Below are 20419 nucleotides of genomic sequence, written 5' to 3' on the forward strand. Positions count from 1 at the left end.
ATCCGCTCCCGCGCCTCGCCGCCCTTCTCTCAGCCCGCGTCCCCGGTAGCGGCGAGCCAGGTGCGGAAGGCGCGCATGCCCGCGCTCTCGGGACGCGAGCGCAGTCGGGTGAGCCAGTAGCTGCCCAGGTCCACCTCCGGACCGAAGGGCCGTACCAGTCGTCCGGCGGCGAGGTCCTGCTCGAACATCCGCAGCGGCAGCAGGGCGACGCCGCTTCCGCCGGCGGCAGCCGCGGCGATGGCCAGTGAGGAATCGAAGACCGGCCCGCGTGCCGGCGGCGCGGCGAGGCCGGCCGCGGCGAACCAGCGCGTCCACTCGTCCGCGCGGTAGGACCGCAGCAGGGGCAGGCCGGCGAGGTCGCCCGGCGTGCGCAGCCGGCGCGCGAGCGCCGGCGCGCACACCGGCGCGAACGGCGCGCGCAGCACGCGGACCGCCTCGACGCCCTGCCAGTCGCCGTCGCCGAAGCGGATCGCGAGGTCGAGCCCGTCGCCGGCCAGGTCGGGCCGGTTGTTGTTGGTCATCAGGCGCAGGTCCACGGCCGGATGGCCGGCCGCGAAGGCGTCCAGCCTCGGCAGCAGCCAGCCGGTCGCGAAGGTCGCCACCACGCCCACGGTCAGGACCTCGTGGAAGCGCCCGCCGACGAAGCGGTCGAGGGTGGCGCCGATGCGGTCGAAGGCCTCGTTGAGCACCGGGAACAGGGCCGCACCCTCGTCGGTCAGCGCCACCCCGCGCGGCAGGCGCCGGAACAGCGCGAAGCCCAGGCGGGCCTCCAAACCCTTGATCTGGTGACTGAGCGCGGCCTGGCTGACGCAGAGTTCCAGCGCCGCGCGGGTGAAGTTGAGGTGGCGCGCTGCCGCCTCGAACGCGCGCAGACCGTTGAGGGGAAGCTGGGGACGCTCCATCCGCGATGAGTTCTTCTTATGGCTGCACCCAGATAACTTCGTTTGTGAGCGGCGGTCAACGCGCCAAGAATCGCGGCACCCACAAGGAGCCCGAGATGATCGACCGACGCCACTTCCTCGCCACCGCCGGCACCGCCCTCGCCGCCGGCCTGCTGGGCGCGACGCCCTTCGCGGCGCGGGCCGCGGGCGCCGCCGCCGACGCCATGGACCCCGCCGGCCTCGAACGCCGCAGCGGCGGCCGGCTCGGCGTGGCCATCCTCGACAGCGGCAGCGGCCGGCGCCTGGCGTGGCGCGCCGAAGAGCGCTTCCCCATGGCGAGCACATTCAAATTCCTGTTGGCTGCGGCGGTGCTGGCCCGGGTCGACCGCGGCGAGGTCCGGCTCGACCAGCCGCTGCGCTTCGGCCCGGAGGACAGGGTGAGCTGGTCGCCGGTGGTCGAGGCGCGCATGGACGAAGGCCAGGCCAGCGTCGCCGACCTGTGCGAGGCCACCGTGACCTGGAGCGACAACGCGGCCGCCAACCTGCTGCTCGGTCTCGTGGACGGCCCCGCGGGGCTGACCCGTTTCCTGCGCGGACTCGGCGACCCGGTCACCCGGCTGGACCGCATGGAGCCGGAACTCAACAGCGCCGAGCCGGGCGACCCGCGGGACACCACCACGCCCGCGGCGATGGTCGCCACCCTCGGCCGCCTGCTGCTGGGGGACGTGCTGACGCCCGCCTCGCGCGCGCAGCTCACGTACTGGCTTCGCACCAACCACACCGGCAACGCGCGCCTGCGCGCCGGAATGCCGCCGGGCTGGCAGGCGGGCGACAAGACCGGCTCCTTCGCCGGCACGGCGAACGACGTCGGCATCCTCTGGCCGCCCGGCCGGCCACCCGTGCTGGTGGCCGCCTATCTGACGGGGGCCAGCATCGACGGCGCGGGCCGCGACGCGGTGCTCGCCGACGTCGGGCGGCTGGCCGTGGGGCTGGCGGCGGCCGGCTGATCGCGGTCGCGGTGCCGCGCTGCACGGCCGCGTGCCGCCTCGCCTCCCTGCGGGCCGGCCCATCTCGCGAGCCATGGGGACAAGGCGTGAGAAACGAGGGCGGGCGCAGTTGCCCCCACTCGCTTCCTCGTTTCGGGCCAGCCGCTCCGGGGCGCTTCGCGCTTCACCCCCATCCCAACCTTCCCCCGCAAGCGGGGGAAGGAGCAGGTCGCGCGCGGCGGGAGGTTGTGCTCTCTACCTGCCTCGTCGTTCTTTCCCACCGCGCCTCGTCAACACCTTACGCAGCACCGGCAGCCCCCTCCCCCGCGGACAGCGGGGGAGGGTTGGGGAGGGGGCGCCTTTCGGCAACACGCCAAGCGACCGGAAGTCGACGAGCAGCGCGCTACGCGCGCTTCACCCCCATCCCAGCCTTCCCCCGCAGGCGGGGGAAGGAGCGGGTCGCGCGCGGCGGAAGGTTGTGCTCTCTACCTGCCTCGTCGTTCTTTCCCACCGCGCGTCGTCAACACCCTACGCAGCACCGGCAGCCCCCTCCCCCGCGGACAGCGGGGGAGGGTTGGGGTGGGGGCTCCTTTCGACAGCGCGCCAAGCGACCGGAAGCGAACGAGCAGCGCGCTGCGCGCGCTTCACCCCCATCCCGGCCTTCCCTCGCAGGCGGGGGAAGGAGCAGGTCGCGCGCGGCGGAAGGTTGTGCTCTCTACCCGCCTTGTCGCTCTTCCCCACCGCACCTCGTCAACACCCTACGCAGCACCGGCAGCCCCCTCCCCCGCGGACAGCGGGGGAGGGTTGGGGTGGGGGGCGCCTTTCGGCAACGCGCCAAGCGGCCGGAAGCGAACGAGCAGCGCGCTCCGCGCGCTCACCCCCATCCCAACCTTCCCCCGCAAGCGGGGGAAGGAGCAGGTCGCGCGCGGCGGGAGGTTGTGCTCTCTACCTGCCTTGTCGCTCTTCCCTACCGCACCTCGCCAACACCCTACGCAGCACCGGCAGCCCCCTCCCCCGCGGACAGCGGGGGAGGGTTGGGGTGGGGGCGCTTTCGCGGGCGTGAGGGGTCAAGTCTGAGCAGGACGTGCGCCTGCCCGGCCCATGCCTTACCGGCTCCCCACCCGGGGAGCGCAGGCCGGGACAGGCGCGGACGCCACCACGCCCCAAGCCAGCGCACGTTCAATCGCGAACGCCTACGGTGGGTGCTTGCCATCACCCGGAACACGAACATGCCGCGCATGTCCCGCCTGGCCCTGCCCCTGATCGCGCTGCTCGCAGCGCCGGCGTTCGCCGATACCGCGCCGCTCGACCTGCGCCTGCCGGCCAGGCAGGCGGGCGCAACGCAGTGGCGGGCGCCGGCGGACGTGGACGCGGCCCCGGCCACGCGCGTCGGCACCGACTACGACGGCCTGACCCGCGCACCGCGGGAGCCGGCGCGGGTCGGGCGCGCCTGTCCGCCGGCGGCCGACGGCAGCGAGAGCGCCGTCACCGGCGCGGTGACCACGGGCATCGGCCATGCCTCCCGCGGCGGCAGCAGCAACTGGCAGGCGGTCGATCTCAACCTCTGCCGGGAATACGCCACCAACGACGGCGGCGCGCGCACGGTCAACCTCGGCCTGCGCGCGGCGCGCTACGAGGGGCCGGGCTGGCATGGCCGCCACCACCACGGCATCGGCGGCTTCGGCCCGCACGCGTTCGACGACCCGTGGCTCGATCCGCCGGTGCGGCCGTACTCCGTCACCGGCGAGCGCCGGCCCTGGCGCTGACGCCGGCCCCGCGGGACACGGGGACGATCAGGCGGCGCGCGCGCGGCGCGCGGCACGGCGCAGCCTGCGCTCCCCGTCCCAGGCCAGCAGCGCCGGCGTCAGCAGGGCGGTGACGAGGGTCGCGAAGGCCAGCCCGCCGGCGATGGCGGTGGAGAGCTGCACCCAGAACTGGCCCGACGGCGCGCCGAAGTAGAGGTCGCGGCCGAAGAAGTCGATGGTCATGCCGAGCACCATCGGCAGCAGGCCGACGATGGTGGTGATGGCGGTCAGCATCACCGGGCGCAGGCGCTCGCTGCCGGCACGGCGCGCGGCGTCGGCCGGCGCGAGTCCGTTGCCCCGGTGCTCGTTGTAGGCGTCGATCAGCACGATGTTGTTGTTCACCACGATGCCGGCCAGGGCCATGATGCCGATGCCGCTCATCACGATGGAGAACGATTCCTGGCGCAGGATCAGGCCGAACAGCACGCCGGCGATCGAGAAGCCGATGGCCGACAGCACCAGCAGGCTCTGGAAGAAGCTGTCGAGCTGAGTGAGCAGGACCAGGAACATCAGGAACAGCGCGAGCACGAAGGCGAGCACGAGGAAGGTGCCCGCCTCCTGCTGGTCCTCGATCTCGCCGGCGAAGGCGATCTCGACGTCGTCGCCCAGCGGCGCCTCGGCCAGGCGCGCGCGCAGCCGTTCGATCTCGACGTTGACGTTGCGCCCCTGCGCGAGCCCCGCCGAGACCGTCTGCACGTTGCGGGCGTCCACCCGGTTCACCACGGCCGGTGCCGGGCCCGGCGCGAGCCGCACGAAGTTGCCGATCGGCACGCTGCCGTTGGGCGTCGCCACGCGCAGGTCGGCGAGCTGGGCGAAGGTCCGCTCGCTGGCCGGATAGCGCAGGCGGATCTCCACCTCGTCCGAGGCGAAGTCGGGCAGGTAGGTGCCGAGCAGGACGCCGTTGGTGAGCAGCTGCACGGTGGTGCCCAGGGTGGTCATGTCCACGCCGTGGCGGGCGGCCTGCTCGCGATCGACGTCGATGCGGATCTCCACGCGCGGCACCGGCGCGTCGCTGGCGACGTCGACCAGCCCGTCCTGCCCGGCCATCATCGCCTGCAGGCGCTGCGCGGCCACGGCGAGCCGCGCGCGGTCCGGGGACGAGACCTCGATCTGCACCGGCCGCGCCGCACCCGGCCCCGACTCCTGCGCCTCGATCTGCACGCCGATGCCCGGCAGGGTGGCGGTCGCGGCGCGGATGCGGTCGAGGATGGCCGCCGCCGGCTCCCGGCTCCGCCAGTCGGTGAAGTCGACCTGGATGGTGCCGATGACGTCCGGCGCCACGTTGGCGCCCAGCCGGCCCTCGACCGAGCCCATGGTGCGGGCATAGACCCGCTCCACCCCCTCGGTGCCGAGGATGCGCTGCTCCACCAGCCGCACGATGCGGTCGGCCTCGTGGATCGACAGGTTGCCGTTGGCCTGCACCTGCACCTGCGCGCGCTCCGGCTCGACGAAGGGGAAGAAGTCGAAGCCGCGCCCGATCAGCCCGTAGAGCACGAAGGAACCGAACAGCAGCCCCACGCTGAGCGCGAAGGTGGCGCCGGGGCGCGCGATCGCGCGGTCGAGCGCCCGCGCGTAGGCGCCGGCGACCCGCGGCGGGACCGCTCCCGCCCGGGCCTCGTCCCCCTGCGGCGCCGGCTGGGGCCGCGCCGCGTCCGCACGCCCGCGCCCGCGCCCGGGGAACAGCACGCCGATCACCGGCACGAACACCAGCGCCATGAGCAGCGACGCGCTCAGCGTGACGATCACCGTCGCCGGCAGGAAGCGCATGAACTGGCCGGCGACGCCGGGCCAGAACAGCAGCGGGACGAACACCGCGAGCGTGGTCGCGGTCGAGGCGGTGATCGGCCAGGCCATCCGCCGCGCCGCCTGCAGGAAGGCCTCGCGCCGCTCGCGACCCTCGCTGCGCAGGCGCTCGGCCAGCTCCACCACCACGATGGCCCCGTCGACGAGCATGCCGATCACCAGGATCAGGCCGAACAGCACCACGATGTTCAGCGTGAACCCGAGGAGGTGGATGGCGAGGATGCCGCCGAGGAAGGCCCCCGGGATCGCCACCGCCACCAGCAGCGCGGCGCGCAGGCCCAGCGCCAGCACCATCGTCGCGGTCACCAGCAGCACCGCGGCGATGACGTTGTTCTCGAGGTCGCCCAGCAGGCTCTGGATGTCCTCGGCCTGGTTCTGCAGGTAGTCGATGCGGACCGCGTCCGGCCAGTCCCGCCGCGCCGCCTCGACCAGCGCCTGCACGCCCGCGACGGTGTCGATGACGTTGGCGCCGGCGGTCTTGCTGATGTCGATGCCGATGGTGGCCTGGCCGTCGATGCGCGCGAAGCTCTCGCGGTCGTGGAAGGTCTGTCGCACCTCGGCCACGTCGCGCACCCGCACCACGCCGGTCTCGCTGACCAGCACCGGGATCTCCATGACGTCTGCGAGCGACTGGATCGTGCCCGGGATGGAGACCGGAATGCGCCCCGAGCCGGTGTCGAACGCACCGGCCGCGACCAGTTGGTTGTTGTTGCGCACGGCCTGCACGATGTCCTGCGCGGCGATGCCGTAGGACTGCATCGCCAGCGGGTCGATCACGACCTCCAGCAGGTCCTCGCGGTCGCCGCTCAGGCTGGCCTCCAGCACGCCCGGCAGGGTCTCCAGGCGGTCGCCGAGTTCGCGCGCGACGCGGATCAGCTCGCGCTCGGGCACCTGCCCCGAGAGCGCCACGGTGAGGATGGGGAACAGCGACACGTCCACCTCGCGCACGAAGGGCCGCTCCGCGCCCGCGGGGAGGTCCGGGACGGCGTTGTCGGTCTCGTCGCGCACGTTCTGGAACGCGGCCTGCTGATCGAACCCCGGGTCGAACTCGAGGGTCAGGGTGGCGAAGCCCTCGCCGGCCTGGGCGGTCATCCGGCGCAGGCCCTGCAGCGACTGCAGGCGCCGCTCGATGGGCTCGACCAGCAGGCGCGCGCTGTCCTCGGCCGAGATGCCCGGGTAGGCGACGCTGACGATGAAGATCGGGATGTCGATCTCCGGCGAGGCCTCCTTGGGGATGGTGACGTAGGCGTAGGCGCCGGCGAGGAGGATCAGGCAGAGCAGCAGCAGCACGGTCCGGACCCGGCTGAAGGCCGCGGCGATCATCGCGTGCATCAGCCCTCCTCCGGCGACGCGAGGAAGCCCTCGGGCGTGTCGTGCACCTCCACCTGCTGGCCGTCCGCGAGCATGCCCTGGCTGATGGTGACGATCCGCGCGCGCTCGGGCAGCCCGGTGACCCAGAGCCCGTCGGCGCGCGCGCGCACCACGTCCACCGGCACGAAGCGGATGCGCGCGTCCTCGTCCACCACGTGCAGGCCGATCCGCCCCTGCTCGTCCAGCTGCATCACCGCCGCCGAGGTGCGGTGGGCCGCGACCTCCTCGGTCGGAATGGCGACTTCGGCGCTCAGCCCCGACGGCATGGCGCGGTCGGCGTTGGGCACCTCGACCTCGACCCGGAAGGTGCGCGTGGTGGCGTCGGCCAGGGGCGCGACGAAGCGCACCGTGCCCTCGCGCTCCTCGGCGCCGAAGAAGCGCACCCGCGCGCGCATGCCCGGCCGCACCCGCCCGACCGCGCCCTGCTGCACGTTGACCACCGCCACCAGCGGATCGTTGTCGACGATCTCCAGCACCTCGCCGCCGACGGAGACGTAGTCGCCGAGATCGGCGATGACGCTGTTGATCACGCCGTCGATGGGCGCGCGCAGGGCGGTGTTGGCGACCTCCAGCTCGGCGCTCTGCATCGCCGCGCGCGCCGCCTCGAGGTCCGCCAGCCGGGTCTGCGCCTCCGACTGCGCGACCAGCTGTCGCTCGGCCAGCTGGCGGAACCCCTCGTAGTAGCCGCGCGCGGACTCGACCTGGGCGCGCGTCTGCGCCAGCCGCGCCTGGCGGTCGTCCACCGACAGCCGCGCGAGGATGTCGCCGCTGGACACCCGCGTGCCGACCTCCAGCACCTGCTCGACGATGCCGTCGGTGCGCGCACGCACCGCCGCGATCTGGGTCGGCTGCACGTCGCCGTAGAGCACGATCTCGCGCACGACCGGCTCCGCCACGCTCCAGCTCGCGGCGACGGTGGGAACGCGCGGCCCGGGCGGCGGCGCGCCGGTGCCCGTATCGCGGCGCAGCAGCCCGCTGCCGATCCACAGCACCACCGCGCCGACGAGCACGGCAACCAGCAGGCCCCGGCGTGCGGCCAGTCGGGACGCGAAGTTGCGGATTCGACGCATGCGGGCCTCCTTCGCCGCCCCGCGGCGGGCCCGCCGGCGGTGCGCGCGGCGGCGGCCGGGCCGCAGATGACGGAGCACGCTAGCGAAGGCCGCATCATCCCCGGGTGGAGGCGGGCGCCACCGCTTCCGGTGCCCGCGCGCGGCGGCCCGCCCCGGCGGGGCGGGCGACGGCGGGCGCTCCCCGCGTCAGGAGGCGGCGCGGGCCTTCTGCGCCTGGATGAAGGCGCGGATCTGCTCCTCCAGCACGGGCAGCGGCACCGAGCCCAGGCTCAGCACGGCGTGGTGGAAGGCCTTGATGTCGAAGGCGTCGCCCAGTTCGGCCTCCGCCTCGGCGCGCAGCTTCAGCATCACCAGCTCGCCGAGCTTGTAGGACAGCGCCTGCGCCGGCCACGAGATGTAGCGGTCCACCTCGGTGGTGACCTCGTGCTCGGACAGCGCGGTGTTGTCGCGCAGGAAGGCCAGCGCCTGCTCGCGGCTCCAGCCCTTGTGGTGGACGCCGGTGTCGATGACCAGGCGCGCCGCGCGCCACATCTCGTAGGTCAGGCGACCGAAGTCCTCGTAGGGCGTCTCGTAGATGCCCATCTCCTTGCCGAGCTTCTCCACGTACAGGCCCCAGCCTTCGCCGTAGGCGGAGATGTAGCTGTTGCGGCGGAACGCGGGCTGCTCGCCCTGCTCGCGCGCGAGCGCGGCCTGGAACGCATGGCCGGGATCGGATTCGTGCAGGGTCAGCGCCGGCAGGTTGTAGAACGGCCGCGAGGCGAGGTCGTAGGTGTTGACCCAGTAGGTCCCGAAGCCGCCGCGGCCGGCGGTCCAGAACGGCGCGATGTCGTCCGGCACCGGGACGATGGTGAAGCGCGCGCGCGGAAGCGGATCGAAGTACTGGGCGATCACGCCGTCGACGCGCTTGGAGATCCACGCGGCCCGGTGCAGCAGCTCCGAGCGGCTCTTGGGATAGAACTGCGGGTCGGTGCGCAGGAAGGTGATGAAGTCCTGGAAGTCGCCTTCGAACTTCAGCTCGTCGATGATCGTCTGCATCTCCGCGCGGATGCGCGCGACCTCGCGCAGGCCGATCTCGTGGATCTCCTGCGGCGACAGGTCGAGCGTGGTGTATTCGCGGATCTGCTGGCGATAGAAGCGTTCGCCGTCGGGCATGGCCTCGGCCGCGAGCGTCGTGCGCGCCTGCGGCACGTACTCCTCGCGGAAGAACGTCAGGAGGGTGCGGAAGGCGGGGATCACCGCGTCGCGGATGGCCGCACGCCCTTCCTCGCGCAGGCGCGCCTGCTCCTCCGCGGGGATCGAGCCCGGCATGCGCGCGTACGGCGACCAGAAGCTCGCGGCCTCGGGATCGTCCAGGTCGGCCACCGCGGCGATGGACACGTCGCGGCCGTCGAGCACCGCGCGCGGCACGCTGAAGCCGCGCGCCAGCCCGGCGCGCATGTTGTCGATGTGCTGGCCGAACACCCGCGGCACGTCGCGCAGGCGCGCGGCGTAGGCACGGTAGTCGTCCGCGGTGCGGAAGCTGCCGCGGGTCATGAACGACAGGCCGGCCCAGAACGAGCTGTCCGAGTTGAACGGCATCTCGTAGGCGCGCACGCGGATGTTGTCGGCCAGCGCCTCGATCTGCGGACGGTAGACCGCCAGGTTGAGGCGGTTCTCCTCGGAGAGCGCCTCGGGGTCGATGCGCTCCAGCTCGCGCAGCACCGCCTCCCACTTCGCGAGCCGGCGCGCCTGCGCGGCGGCGTCCACATCGGCGAGACGGCGTTCGCCCGGGTCGGAGCCCGGTGCCGGCTCGCGTGCGAACTCGACCTGGCGCCAGGCCCACTCCTCTTCGTAGAGCGCCTTGAAGGCGGCGTCGGCATCCGCCGCATGCAGCGGCGCGGCAGGCAGGGCGAAGGCGAGCGCGAGAGCGCAGGCGGCGAGCAGTCGTTTCACGAAACGGTTCCCAGGGTGGCCAGAGCGCCCGATGGTCGCACCTGCGCTGCCGCCGGCCCTAGGCCAGAAGTCCCGGCGGGCGGAGAAGTGCGTGGAGAGGACCGAGAAGCGGGCAGAGGAGCCGCCAGCACGCGCGCGTCCCGATCCTGACGTCTCGCTCCTCACCCAAAGGCGCCCCCTCCCCGGCCCTCCCCCGCTGTCCGCGGGGGAGGGAGGTGGGACCGAGAAGCGCGTGGAGAGGAGTGAGAAACGAGGGCCGGCAGGCGCACGTCCCTCGCGTTTCTCACTCCTCATGTCCCGCTTCTCGCCTCATCGATGCTCCGCAGGACAGGTGCCGGGGCGGGTGTCGAGCGCGACGCTCCCCGTCCTCCGCGACCGGCTCCTTCCCCCGCCTGCGGGGGAAGGCTGGGATGGGGGTGAGCGCGAACGCGCTGCTCGAGGAACGAGTGGAGGAGGACCGAGAAGCGGGCAGAGGAACCGCAAGCACGCGCGCTTCCCGATCCTGACGTCCCGCTCCTCACCCAAAAGCGCCCCCTCCCCGGCCCTCCCCCGCTGTCGGCGGGGGAGGGAGGTGGGGACTGAGAAGCGCGTGGAGAGGAGTGAGAAACGAGGGCCGCGGTCGCACGTCCGTCTCGTTTCTCGCTTCTCACGTCCCGTTCCTCGCGCCACGGATGCTCCGCAGGACAGATGCCGGGGGTGGGTGTGGAGCACGACGCCCCCGTCCTGCGCGACCGGCTCCTTCCCCCGCCTGCGGGGGAAGGCTGGGATGGGGGTGAGCGCGAACGCGCTGCTCGAGGAACGAGTGGAGGGGAGTGAGAAGCGAGGTTGGAGCAGGCGCACGTCCCTCTCGTTTTCTCACTCCTCATGTCCCGTTCCTCGCTCCCCGCCACCTCACAGCCAGTCCCGCATCAGCTCCTCCGACACGGCCCACAGGCGCTGGGCGGCGTGCGGGTCGGTCTGCATGGGGTCGGGCGTGGCCGGGGCGCAGTCGGCGAAGTAGGCGCCGCTGACGCCGGCCAGCGCCGGCGCGGTGGCGACGTAGCAGGGCGTGGCGGCGCCCTGCTCCACGCTGCGCGCGTCGGCCCGGTAGCCGTCGCCGACGTTGCGCAGGATGTTGGTCCGCACGTGGCCGGGCGTGACGCAGTTCGAGGTCGCCCGCGTGCCGTCGAGGCGACGCGCCAGCTCGAAGGAGAACAGCCCGTTGGCGAGCTTGCTGTGGCTGTAGGCGCGGTCGCCCCAGCCCTCGCCGGAAAGGCGGTCGAACTGGATGCCGCCGGGCGGCGCGGTGCGGTGGCTGCCGCTGCCGAGCACCACCACCCGACCCTGCGGCGCCGCGACGATGCGATCGAGCAGGCGCCGGGCCAGCAGGTAGTGGCCGAGATGGTTGACGACGAAGGTCTTCTCCAGGCCGCGCACCTGTTCGAGGTCGCCCAGCACGATGCCGGCGTTGCAGACCAGGATGTCGATCGGCACGTCCATTGCGGCGATGGCATCGGCGCAGGCGACGACGGAGTCGAAGTCGTCGAGCTCCAGCACCACCGGCGTGGCCTTCCCGCGGACGGCCGCGCAGGCGGTGCGGCCCTTCTGCATGTCGCGCGCGGTGCCGATCACGTGCGCGCCGCGCAGGGCCAGCACGCGCATGGTCTCCTGCCCGATGCCGGAGTTGCAGCCGGTGACCACCGCGGTGAGGCCGCCCAGGTCGAGCCCGGCGGTCACCTCCTCCGCGGTGGAGTGCGCGCCGAAGCCGGCGGGCGCGGCGCCCGCGACCAGCGGCGCCGCCGTCGCGAGCAGGCCGGCCTGGACCAGGCGGCGTCGGGTCATGGGCATCGCTGCGATCCTCGGGCGTCGGAGGTGCGAGCCTACGTCAGGCGGGCGCCCCGGGGAGCACGGACTCCTCCTCCGGCGCCGTCGCCCGCGCCCACAGCGCGCGCACGCCGGACTCGCCGCATCCGTCGAGGACCCGCAGCGCCTCCGCCTCGTCCAGGCGCCCGGCCCGGTGCAGGATCGCCAGCGCCGCGGTGGCGCGCCCGACGTGGTGCGCGCGCGCCAGCGGGCCGTAGGCGCCGGGGCCCGCGAGCGCCTCGTCGAGCGCAGCGGCGATGCGCGGCGACAGGCTCCAGTGCTCGGCGATGCGGCGCGCGGTCGGCACCGTCCAGGCGTCCAGCACGGCGGCGGCGACGGCGGGCTCGGGGACCAGTTCCGGCCGCTTCGCGTACTGGTCGCGCACCACCCGCACGACCACGATGGCGGCGAGGCCGTGCAGCAGGCCGAGCAACTGCGCGGCGAAGGGGTCCTCCTGCCCCGCCCGGCGCGCGTGCTCGGCGGCGACCGCGGCGGCCAGGAGGGCGTGCTCCCAGACCACGCCAGGGAACCGGCCGAACACGCTGCCGGCGCTCTCCATCACCGGCTGCACCAGGGCCGCGGCGATGATCTGGCGGATGCCCTCGGTGCCCACGGTCACCACCGCCCGCTCCATGCTCTCGACCGGCCGCGACTGCACCCGGTACATGGAGCTGTTGGCGATGCGCAGCAGGTTGCCGGCCAGCGCCGGGTCCTGGGCGATGATCGCGGCGATGCTGCGCAGCGAGGCGTCCGGGTTGTTCACCGTCTGCATCAGGCGCGGCAGCAGCTGGGGACGCCGCGGGATGTAGCCGGACTGCGCGTCCATCCTGGCCAGCAGGGCGCCCGCGGCGCGCGCGATCTCGGCGTGCGCCGGCGGCAGCGGCTCGCCCGGCGCGGGCAGCGGCGCATCGTCGAAGGCCAGGCCGCGCAGCGCGTGCAGCGCCGCCTCGATCCGGGCCTCCGCGTCGGCAGCTCCGGGGTCCTCGTCCGGGCTCGCCGTGCCGGCGACCGCGGACGAGGGCGCCTCCACGGCGGCCGACCGCGGCGGCGGCGCGCGGACGGACGTGGGGAGCGGCGCGGCCTCCCCGACCGGGCGCGCGGGACGGCGCAGCACGCGCCACAACAGGAAGCCGAACGCGGACAGGCATGCCAGTCCCGCCAGCACGAGTGCAGGTGTCGTCATATCGTCAACCGAGAGTCCCCTCCCGGCGGCCGCGGGCCGCCGGGGGCGCCGTTGTCCCATGTTTGCGCGCGCGGCGCCAGTGGGCGCGCGCGCCGGCAGGGGCCTGCGGCGGATGGCAGGAGGCGACACGCTCTATAGTCCGCTCCTCCTCTCGACGGAAGGACGTCATGGCCGCAGGCTCCCGGGAACTCGATGCGTTCGTGCGCGACGCGCTGCAACGGGGCATTCCCCGCGCCGAGGTCGAGGCGGTGCTCGTCCGCGCCGGCTGGCCTGCGGAGCGGGTCCGCACGGCGCTGGACGCCTGGGTCGACCTCGACTTCCCGATTCCCGTCCCGCACCCGCGCCAGTCGCTGTCGGCGCGCGACAGCTTCCTCCACCTGCTGCTGTTCGCCACGCTCTACATCTCCGCCTGGCACCTGGGCAGCCTGCTGTTCGACCTCGTGAACCTCGCCTTCCCCGACTCGGCCGAGCTGGCCCATGCGGCACAGCAGCGCGCGAACTCGATGCGCTGGTCGATCGCGTCGCTGACCATCGCCTTCCCCGTGTTCGTGTTCATGGCCCGCCTCCTCGCGCGCGAGCTCGCCGCCGATCCCGATCGGCGACGCTCGGCGGTGCGCCAGTGGCTGACCTGGCTCACCCTGTTCGTCGCCGCGCTGGTGCTGATCGGGGACATGATCGCCCTGGTCCATGGCCTGCTCGGCGGCGGCCTCACCGTGCGCTTCGTGCTGAAGGCGGCCATCGTCGCGGCCATCGCGGGAACGGTCTTCGGCTGGTATCTGCGGGACCTGCGCCGCGGCGAGGCGATGGCATGAGCACGGGCGCATCCGGCGGCCGCGCGCTGCTGGCGGGCGCGGCCGTGGTCGTGGCGGCGGTCGTCGGTGCGGCGCTCTGGGTGCTGGACACGCCCGGCGCCCAGCGCGAGATGCGGCTCGATGCGCGCCGGGTGGACGACCTGCGCCGCATCGAACGCGCCGTCCGCCAGTACGCGGAGGAGACCGGGGCGCTGCCGGGCGAACTGTCCGCGCTGGCGACGCAGCCGGGGCGGCGGCTGGACCTGGCCGATCCGGTGACCGGGCGGCCCTACGAGTACGAGCGCATCGACGCACGGCGCTTCCGGCTGTGCGCGGAGTTCCTCACCGATACCGCCGAACGCGGCGGCGGCGGGCAGGACTGGCCGCACGCACGCGGGCGGCACTGCGCCCAGCGCAGCCTGGACCGGAACTGAGGTCCCGCGGCTCAGTACTTGTCGGCGCGCACGACGGCGACGTCGGCGAAGAACAGGGTGAGGCCGAAGTGGTCGCCGTGCGCCGCCAGCACGTGCTCGGCGATGCGGTCGCCGACCTCGGGGTCGCAGACCACCTTCATCTCGATGGTGCGGTCTGCCTCCCAGGCGCCCTCGCGCGCGCCGGTGGTGCCGGCGCCGCGGACGTCGTGGACGGTGTAGCCGTGCGCCCCGAACCGGCGCACGGCGCGCACCAGTTCGCGCTCGAGCGCGGCCTCCGCGATGATCACGAGCAGGGTCTTGGGATGCTTGTTCATCGGGTCAGCGCCTGTGCCAGGGCGATGTAGAGCGGAATGCCCACCACCAGGTTGAACGGGAAGGTGATGCCGAGCGCGGCGGTGATCGAGAGGCCGGCGTTGGCCTCCGGCACCGCGATGCGCATGGCGGTCGGCGCGGCGATGTAGCTCGCGCTCGCGGCCAGGGTGGCGAGGATGGCCACGCCGCCGGTGGACAGGCCGAGCGCCACCCCGACCAGGGCGCCCGCCACGGCGAGCAGCGGCGGCACGCCGATGCCGACCGCGAGGACGGCCAACCCGAAGCGCCGCACCTCACCGAGCCGCGCCCCGGCCACCAGGCCGAGTTCCAGGAGGAACAGCGCCAGCACGCCCTTGAACGGGTCGATGAACACCGCCCGGATCGGCGCCGTGCCCTCGGCCCCGGCGATGGCGCCGATCGCCAGCCCGCCCAGGAGCAGCAGCACGCTCTTGCCGAACAGGACGTCGTGGGCCAGCGCTCCCCAGCGGCCGCCGCTGGCGCTGCCGCCGTCCGCGGCGCGTTGCGCCCAGCGGGCGAGCAGGATGCCGGCAACCAGGGCCGGCGCCTCCATCACCGCGACCCACAGCGCCGCGTGCGGCTCGTAGGGGATGCCGTTGCGTGCGAGCGTCGCCGTGGCCACGGCGAAGGTGACGACGCTGACGGAACCGTAATGGGCCGCGAGCGAGGCGCTGTCCACGCCGGACAGGCGCAGCGCGCGCAGCAGCGGGAACAGCGCGAAGGGGATGGCGAAACCGAGCGCCACGGTCGCCGCGACCTGGGGCGCGAGCGCCGCCAGCGGCTGGCTGCTCAGCTCGATGCCGCCCTTGAGGCCGATCGCCAGCAGCAGATAGATCGACAGGGTCTCGTAGAGCGCTTCCGGCAGCCGCAGGTCGCTTTTGACGAGCCGCGCGACCACGCCCAGCACGAAGAAGAACACGACGACGTCGATCATGGCCGCGCATGGTGCCACAGGCCCGCGGCGCCGGACCGCGCTACATGCGCATGTCGCGCCTGTGCAGGCGACGCCGCTCCCAGGCGAACACCGCCGCGCTGACCGCGAGCACCAGCGCCACGTCGGTCAGCCAGCGCAGCGCCGCGCGCGCCGAGGCCTCGGGATTGCCGGCGACCAGCTCCATGCCCACCAGCGAGGCCGAGGGCACCAGCGCCAGCCCGATCATGACGCCCGAGGTGAAGGTCGAGCGCTTGGTGACGATCAGCAGCGCGCCCGCCAGCGCCGCGGCGGCCGAGGTGCTCACGCCGGACCAGTTGGTCGTGGTCCAGTACTGGAAGAAGGGCTTGGCGACGGCGTAGTAGCCGGCGCCGGCATCCAGCGGGTCGAGCCCGGCCCCGCGCATCGCCAGCGCGCAGGCCGCCGCCGACGCCGCCAGCACCAGGTAGAGCTTCAGGGTGTCGACCACGCCGCGCCGCCAGACCGCGCTGCCGGCCACCAGCCCCAGCGAGATGCGCATGATCGGCATGAAAGCCGGCGCGACCAGCATGCCGCCGATGGCGATGTGGATCTCGTTCATGGCGATGCCCACGGCGGTGAGCACGCCGGCGGCGACGATCAGCAGCAGGGTGTTGGGGCCGGCGTTGCTGTCCTTGCTGATGATGGCCTCCATCTCCTCCCAGCTGCCCTCGTTGCTGTCCCGGTCGACGCGGGCGGGGTCGCCGGTCTCGACCACGCTGTCCGGTTCGCTGGTGACCACCGAGACGCCGCCCTCCTCGCCCAGGCGGTGCCGGTCGAGGATGCGCATCAGGTCCTGCAGCGCCCGGTTCTGGAGCACCACGGTCACCAGGTCGGCGCGCGGCACGACCACCACGCCGCGCTGCAGGCGCAGCTCGAACAGGCCGTCGAGGCGCGCGAGGTCGTCCAGCAGCGCGTCGGTCGCCGTGGGAGCGACGCGGATCTCGGCCTTGCGGGGCATGCCATGTCCTCATCTTCTTCGGCAGCCGGCAGTATCCGCGGCCCACGGGTGAAGGCCGCGACGTGGCCTCAGGCGGGCGCCGCGAACACCAGCGACTGGTGCGCGCCGACGCCCGCGAGGCTGCCCGCCGCCATCGCCAGCGGCGCACTCGGCATGGAGCTCGCCGCGTCGCCGGCGGCGAACACCCCCGGCACCGTGGTCTGCTGGCGTTCGTCCACGCGCAGGGAGGGCCCGGTCGGGCCGTCGTCCAGTGCGCAGCCGAGCTGCGCGGCGAGCGTGCCGACGAGTTCGGTGCGCGGCGTGGCGAACACCGCGCCCATCGGCAGCACGCGTCCGTCGGCCAGGCGCACGCCATCCAGTGCGGCGCCCTCGCCGAGGAGCGCCACGACCGGGCTGCGTTCGACCACGACGCCCCTGCGGGCCAGGGCCGTGGCCTGCTCGGCGTCCGGCTCCGCCAGCCCCTGCGTGAAGTAGGTGGTCGGGCCCCAGTCGGGGATCAGCAGCGCCTTGTGCGGGGACAGCGGATGCCCGGCGAGCACGCCCAGCGGCCGGCCGCCCACCTCGTAGCCGTGGCAGTAGGGGCAGTGCAGGACGCTGCGCCCCCAGCGCTCCGCCATGCCCTCGATCTCGGGCAGCACGTCGCGCACGCCGGTCGCCAGCACCAGGCGCGCGGCGCGGTGGCGGGACCCGTCGGCCAGTGCGACGGCAAACCCGTCGCCGTCCGCGGCCGCCGACACCGCCTCGCCGCGCCGCAGCCGGAAGGTCGGGTAGCGCACGAGCTGGTCGAGCGCGTCGCCGAGGATGTCCGCCGGCGCGCGGCCGTCGTGGCCGAGCACGCCGTGCGAGGCGGCGGCGAAGCGGTTGCGCGGCAGGCCCGCGTCCACCAGGAGCACGCGCCGCCGCGCGCGCACGAGCTGCAGGGCCGCGGACAGGCCCGCGAAGCTGCCGCCGATCACGATCGCGTCTTCCCGCATGGCGTCGCTCTCTCGAATCAAATGGAGTTACATGATCGCCGCGACCGCGTCGATTGGAAACTTTTCATGTTACAAATCGCGATCCGTCCGCGAGTTCCCCCATGCGCAGCGACAGCCGGCTCTCCCGCGTCCTCCACGTGCTCATCCACCTCGGCAACCACGGCCGCAGCGCGACCTCGGACGAGCTCGCGGCGATGCTGCAGACCAATCCGGTCGTGGTGCGGCGGACGCTCGCCGGGCTGCGGGAGCGCGGCCTGGTCCGCTCCGAGCGCGGCCACGGCGGCGGCTGGACGCTTGCCTGCCGGCTCGACGAGGTGACCCTGCTCGACGTGCACCGCGCGCTCGGCGAGGGCTCGGTGTTCGCCATCGGCCTCGCCGACGACAACCCGCGCTGCCTCGTGGAACAGGCCGTCAACGCCGCGCTCGGCGACGCGCTGGCGCAGGCGGAGGCCGCCCTGCTCGCCCGCTTCGGCGCCGTGCGCCTCGCGGACCTGGCGGCGCACGTGCAGGCCCACGACCCGCGGAAGCGGCGCCCCCGGCAGGACGCCGCCGCGCCGCTAACCTGCGCCCGCGGCTGAGGCACCGTCCGCGGGCTGGCGCGCGGCCGGCCTTCGTGTGCACGCTATGCGCATGCACGCGCTGATCCTCGTCGACATCCAGAACGACTTCCTTCCCGGCGGGCGGCTGCCGGTGGCGGGCGGCGACGCCATCCTCCCGGTGGTCGCGGACCTGATCCCCCGCTACCCGCTCGTGGTCGCCACCCAGGACTGGCATCCCGCCGGGCACATGAGCTTCGCCTCCAGCCACGCGGGGCGGACGCCCTTCGAGACCGTCGAACTGGACGGCCTGCCGCAGACGCTCTGGCCCGACCACTGCGTGCAGGGCACCCCCGGCGCCGAGTTCGCGCCCGGCCTCGACCTGCGCCCGGTGCGCGCCATCTTCCGCAAGGGGATGGACCCGCGGGTGGACAGCTACTCCGGCTTCTTCGACAACGGCCGCCGGCATCGCACCGGGCTCGCCGAATGGCTGCGCGCGATGGGCGCGGACACGGTGCACGTCGTCGGCCTCGCCGCCGAGGTCTGCGTCGCGTACACCGCCCGCGATGCGGCCGAGCAGGGCTTCCGCACCGCCATCGTCGAGGACGCGACGCGCGCGCTGTCGGCCGAGGCTTTCGCCGCCACCGCCGCCGAGCTCGGCGAGCGCGGCGTCGGCCTGCTGCGGGCGGACGCGGTCCGGGTCTAGGCGCCGACCGGGGCCGACGCAGGGCCCCCGCGGCCCTGCCCTACCAGACCAGGTCGTCCGGGACCGGGAAGCGGGCGTACCAGGGGTCCTCCTCCGCGGCATCCTTCCCGGGCGTGGCGGCGTGGTCGAGGGCGATGGCGGCGGGATCGCGCGCGGCGACCTTGTCCGCCGCGGCGCGCGGGAGCAGGGCGTAGCCGTCGTCGTGCCGCACGATCGCCAGCGCGCCCTTGGCCAGGGCCGCGCGCTGCGCGAGGTCGACGTGGATGCGGCGGATCGCGCCGCCGTCCTCGAAGGAATACGGCGCGTCGCCGGCCGGCGCGATTCGCTGGGTCTCGACGATCTGCCGCACCTGGGCGCGCAGCTCGGCGGCGCGCGCCTGGGCGTTGCGCTCCGCGGCGAGGGCGCGGTCGCGCTCGGCGTGCTCGGCCTGCAGGCGCTGGGCGTCGACGCGTTCCGGCGCGTCCGCGGCCGGGAGGGCCTTGCCGCTCCGCTGCTTGGCCTGCTCGCGGACGACCTGGGCGACCTTGCTCTTCTTGACCAGACCTGCCTTGAGAAGCTGGTCCTGCAGGGGGTTGCGCATGGGAAAACACCGCCTCGGGGGCGGCCGAGTCTAGAACGAGCCGCGCCCGACGGGATGAACTGTCCGGCCTCGGCGGCGCGGATGCCGCCCCGCCCGTCGCGGCGCCCGGGGCGCGGCGCGGTGCCGGCGGTCAGGCCGCGGCGGGGCGCCGGCCGCCCGGGAAGGCGTAGCGCACGATGCGCCACAGCACGCTCCGGTACTGCTTCCAGAAGCCGCCGGTGTTGTAGTGGATGCCGTAGCGCGCGCAGATCTCGCGCACGCGCGGGGCGATCTCCGGATAGCGGTCCGAGGGGATGTCGGGGAACAGATGGTGCTCGATCTGGTGGCTGAGATTGCCGGTCGCGATGTGGAACAGGCGCCCGCCCTCCAGGTTGCTCGACCCCTGGATCTGCCGCAGGTACCAGGCGCCGCGGCTCTCGTTCTCGGTCTCGGCGCGGGTGAACACGTGGGCGTGCTCGGTGAAGTGCCCGCAGAAGATGATCGCGTTGGTCCAGACGTTGCGGATCAGGTTGGCCGCGAGGTTGCCGAGCAGCACGCGCGGCCACTGCCAGAACGCCAGTGCGGGAAACAGCACGTAGTCCTTGAACAGCTGGCGGCCGGCCTTCTTCACGAAGGGCCCCATGCGCCGCTTGAACTCCGGCCACGGCATGCGCCCGCGCAGGAAGCGGCCGATCTTGATGTCGTGCACCGCCACTCCCCACTGGAAGTTGGTCGCCAGCAGCAGGTAGGAGAACGGCTGCAGCAGGGTCGAGGGCTTCCAGCGCTGCTGCGGCGTCAGCCGGAACATGCCGTAGCCGTAGTCGTGGTCCTTGCCGAGGATGTTGGTGTGGTTGTGGTGCTCCACGTTGTGCGAGTGCCGCCAGTGCTCGCCGGCGCAGACGATGTCCCAGTCGTAGGTCTGGGAGTTCAGCGACGGATCGTTCATCCAGTCGTACTGGCCGTGCATCACGTTGTGGCCGATGTCCATGTTCTCGAGGATCTTGGCCGAGGCCAGCGCGAGCACGCCGGCGACCCAGCTCACCGGCCCCCAGCCGAACCACAGCAGGCCGCGGCCGGTCGCCGCGGTGCCGCGCGCGATGCGCACCATGCGCCGGATGTAGCGCGCGTCGCGCTCGCCGAGGTCGGCGACGACCTCGGTGCGGATGGCATCCAGTTCCGCCGCAAAGGCCGCGAGCTGCTCCGGATCCAGGTGCGCGCGCGCCGGCGCGGCCCGGGCGCGGCGTGGCCGCGCGACGGGCGCGGCGGTGGCGTCGGCGGTGCGGAAGGACTCTGCGGGAACGGACAT

At 73.7% G+C, this 20419-nt stretch carries 18 protein-coding genes; 6 read left to right on the plus strand and 12 right to left on the minus strand.

All coding sequences use genetic code 11. The features are described 5' to 3' along the window. Window positions 1-29: 29 nt before the first annotated feature. Window positions 30-902: a LysR family transcriptional regulator gene (locus tag ACFO3Q_RS01940; RefSeq protein WP_377002905.1), complete on the minus strand. Its 873-nt coding sequence runs from the start codon at window positions 900-902 to the stop codon at window positions 30-32. A gap of 95 nt (window positions 903-997) precedes the next feature. On the opposite strand from ACFO3Q_RS01940, the gene bla reads away from it, so the two are divergent. After that, window positions 998-1888, plus strand: coding sequence for a class A beta-lactamase (bla, locus tag ACFO3Q_RS01945; RefSeq protein WP_377002906.1), 891 nt, complete (start codon window positions 998-1000; stop codon window positions 1886-1888). A gap of 1208 nt (window positions 1889-3096) precedes the next feature. Then, the gene (locus ACFO3Q_RS01950) at window positions 3097-3633 is read left to right on the plus strand and encodes a hypothetical protein (RefSeq protein WP_377002907.1); all 537 of its coding nucleotides are present in this window, start codon (window positions 3097-3099) and stop codon (window positions 3631-3633) included. Between the two features lie 27 nt (window positions 3634-3660). Here ACFO3Q_RS01950 and ACFO3Q_RS01955 read toward each other — a convergent pair whose 3' ends face one another. The 5 genes from ACFO3Q_RS01955 to ACFO3Q_RS01975 all read right to left on the minus strand — a co-directional run bounded on the left by ACFO3Q_RS01955 (window position 3661) and on the right by ACFO3Q_RS01975 (window position 12873). Then, the gene (locus tag ACFO3Q_RS01955; RefSeq protein ID WP_377002908.1) at window positions 3661-6807 is read right to left on the minus strand and encodes an efflux RND transporter permease subunit; all 3147 of its coding nucleotides are present in this window, start codon (window positions 6805-6807) and stop codon (window positions 3661-3663) included. Then, on the minus strand, window positions 6807-7916 hold the full coding sequence (locus tag ACFO3Q_RS01960; RefSeq protein ID WP_377002909.1) for an efflux RND transporter periplasmic adaptor subunit: 1110 nt from the start codon (window positions 7914-7916) through the stop codon (window positions 6807-6809). The genes ACFO3Q_RS01955 and ACFO3Q_RS01960 overlap by 1 nt, the downstream gene beginning before the upstream one ends. Window positions 7917-8102: 186 nt before the next feature. Next, the gene (locus ACFO3Q_RS01965; protein ID WP_377002910.1) at window positions 8103-9848 is read right to left on the minus strand and encodes a DUF885 domain-containing protein; all 1746 of its coding nucleotides are present in this window, start codon (window positions 9846-9848) and stop codon (window positions 8103-8105) included. Between the two features lie 891 nt (window positions 9849-10739). Continuing rightward, on the minus strand, window positions 10740-11669 hold the full coding sequence (locus ACFO3Q_RS01970; RefSeq protein WP_377002911.1) for an SDR family NAD(P)-dependent oxidoreductase: 930 nt from the start codon (window positions 11667-11669) through the stop codon (window positions 10740-10742). A gap of 43 nt (window positions 11670-11712) precedes the next feature. Further along, window positions 11713-12873, minus strand: coding sequence for an HDOD domain-containing protein (locus ACFO3Q_RS01975; protein ID WP_377002912.1), 1161 nt, complete (start codon window positions 12871-12873; stop codon window positions 11713-11715). A gap of 167 nt (window positions 12874-13040) precedes the next feature. Here ACFO3Q_RS01975 and ACFO3Q_RS01980 point away from each other — a divergent pair, with 167 nt between their 5' ends. Next, window positions 13041-13685 carry a DUF5671 domain-containing protein gene (locus ACFO3Q_RS01980; protein ID WP_377002913.1) on the plus strand — a complete coding sequence of 215 codons (645 nt, stop codon included), beginning with the start codon at window positions 13041-13043 and terminating at the stop codon, window positions 13683-13685. Further along, window positions 13682-14098 (plus strand): hypothetical protein, encoded by a 417-nt coding sequence (locus ACFO3Q_RS01985; protein ID WP_377002914.1) that lies wholly within the window; start codon window positions 13682-13684, stop codon window positions 14096-14098. Before ACFO3Q_RS01980 ends, ACFO3Q_RS01985 begins: the two co-directional genes overlap by 4 nt. Window positions 14099-14109: 11 nt before the next feature. Here ACFO3Q_RS01985 and ACFO3Q_RS01990 read toward each other — a convergent pair whose 3' ends face one another. From ACFO3Q_RS01990 to ACFO3Q_RS02005, 4 genes are all read right to left on the minus strand, one after another. After that, window positions 14110-14412 carry a P-II family nitrogen regulator gene (locus ACFO3Q_RS01990; RefSeq protein ID WP_377002915.1) on the minus strand — a complete coding sequence of 101 codons (303 nt, stop codon included), beginning with the start codon at window positions 14410-14412 and terminating at the stop codon, window positions 14110-14112. Beyond that, complete coding sequence (locus ACFO3Q_RS01995) at window positions 14409-15362, minus strand: sodium-dependent bicarbonate transport family permease (RefSeq protein ID WP_377002917.1); 954 nt, start codon at window positions 15360-15362, stop codon at window positions 14409-14411. Before ACFO3Q_RS01995 ends, ACFO3Q_RS01990 begins: the two co-directional genes overlap by 4 nt. Before the next feature lie 40 nt (window positions 15363-15402). After that, on the minus strand, window positions 15403-16338 hold the full coding sequence (locus tag ACFO3Q_RS02000; RefSeq protein ID WP_377002918.1) for a DUF389 domain-containing protein: 936 nt from the start codon (window positions 16336-16338) through the stop codon (window positions 15403-15405). Between the two features lie 68 nt (window positions 16339-16406). Next, window positions 16407-17312: an NAD(P)/FAD-dependent oxidoreductase gene (locus tag ACFO3Q_RS02005; RefSeq protein ID WP_377002920.1), complete on the minus strand. Its 906-nt coding sequence runs from the start codon at window positions 17310-17312 to the stop codon at window positions 16407-16409. 101 nt (window positions 17313-17413) lie between these two features. Between ACFO3Q_RS02005 and ACFO3Q_RS02010 the strand changes: the two genes are divergently transcribed. Both ACFO3Q_RS02010 and pncA read left to right on the plus strand, forming a co-directional pair. Then, window positions 17414-17890, plus strand: a complete 477-nt coding sequence (locus tag ACFO3Q_RS02010) for an Rrf2 family transcriptional regulator (RefSeq protein WP_377002921.1) — start codon at window positions 17414-17416, stop codon at window positions 17888-17890. Window positions 17891-17942: 52 nt separating this feature from the next. Further along, on the plus strand, window positions 17943-18554 hold the full coding sequence (gene pncA / locus ACFO3Q_RS02015) for a bifunctional nicotinamidase/pyrazinamidase (RefSeq protein WP_377002922.1): 612 nt from the start codon (window positions 17943-17945) through the stop codon (window positions 18552-18554). Window positions 18555-18594: 40 nt separating this feature from the next. On the opposite strand, the gene ACFO3Q_RS02020 is transcribed toward pncA, so the two are convergent. After that, complete coding sequence (locus ACFO3Q_RS02020; protein WP_377002924.1) at window positions 18595-19134, minus strand: DUF2058 domain-containing protein; 540 nt, start codon at window positions 19132-19134, stop codon at window positions 18595-18597. A 130-nt stretch (window positions 19135-19264) separates the two neighbouring features. Continuing rightward, entirely contained in the window at window positions 19265-20419 is a 1155-nt protein-coding gene (locus ACFO3Q_RS02025) for a fatty acid desaturase family protein (protein WP_377002925.1), read from the minus strand.

It is taken from the genome of Coralloluteibacterium thermophilum, assembly GCF_042654365.1.
GTDB classification, from domain to species: Bacteria; Pseudomonadota; Gammaproteobacteria; order Xanthomonadales; family Xanthomonadaceae; genus Coralloluteibacterium; species Coralloluteibacterium thermophilum.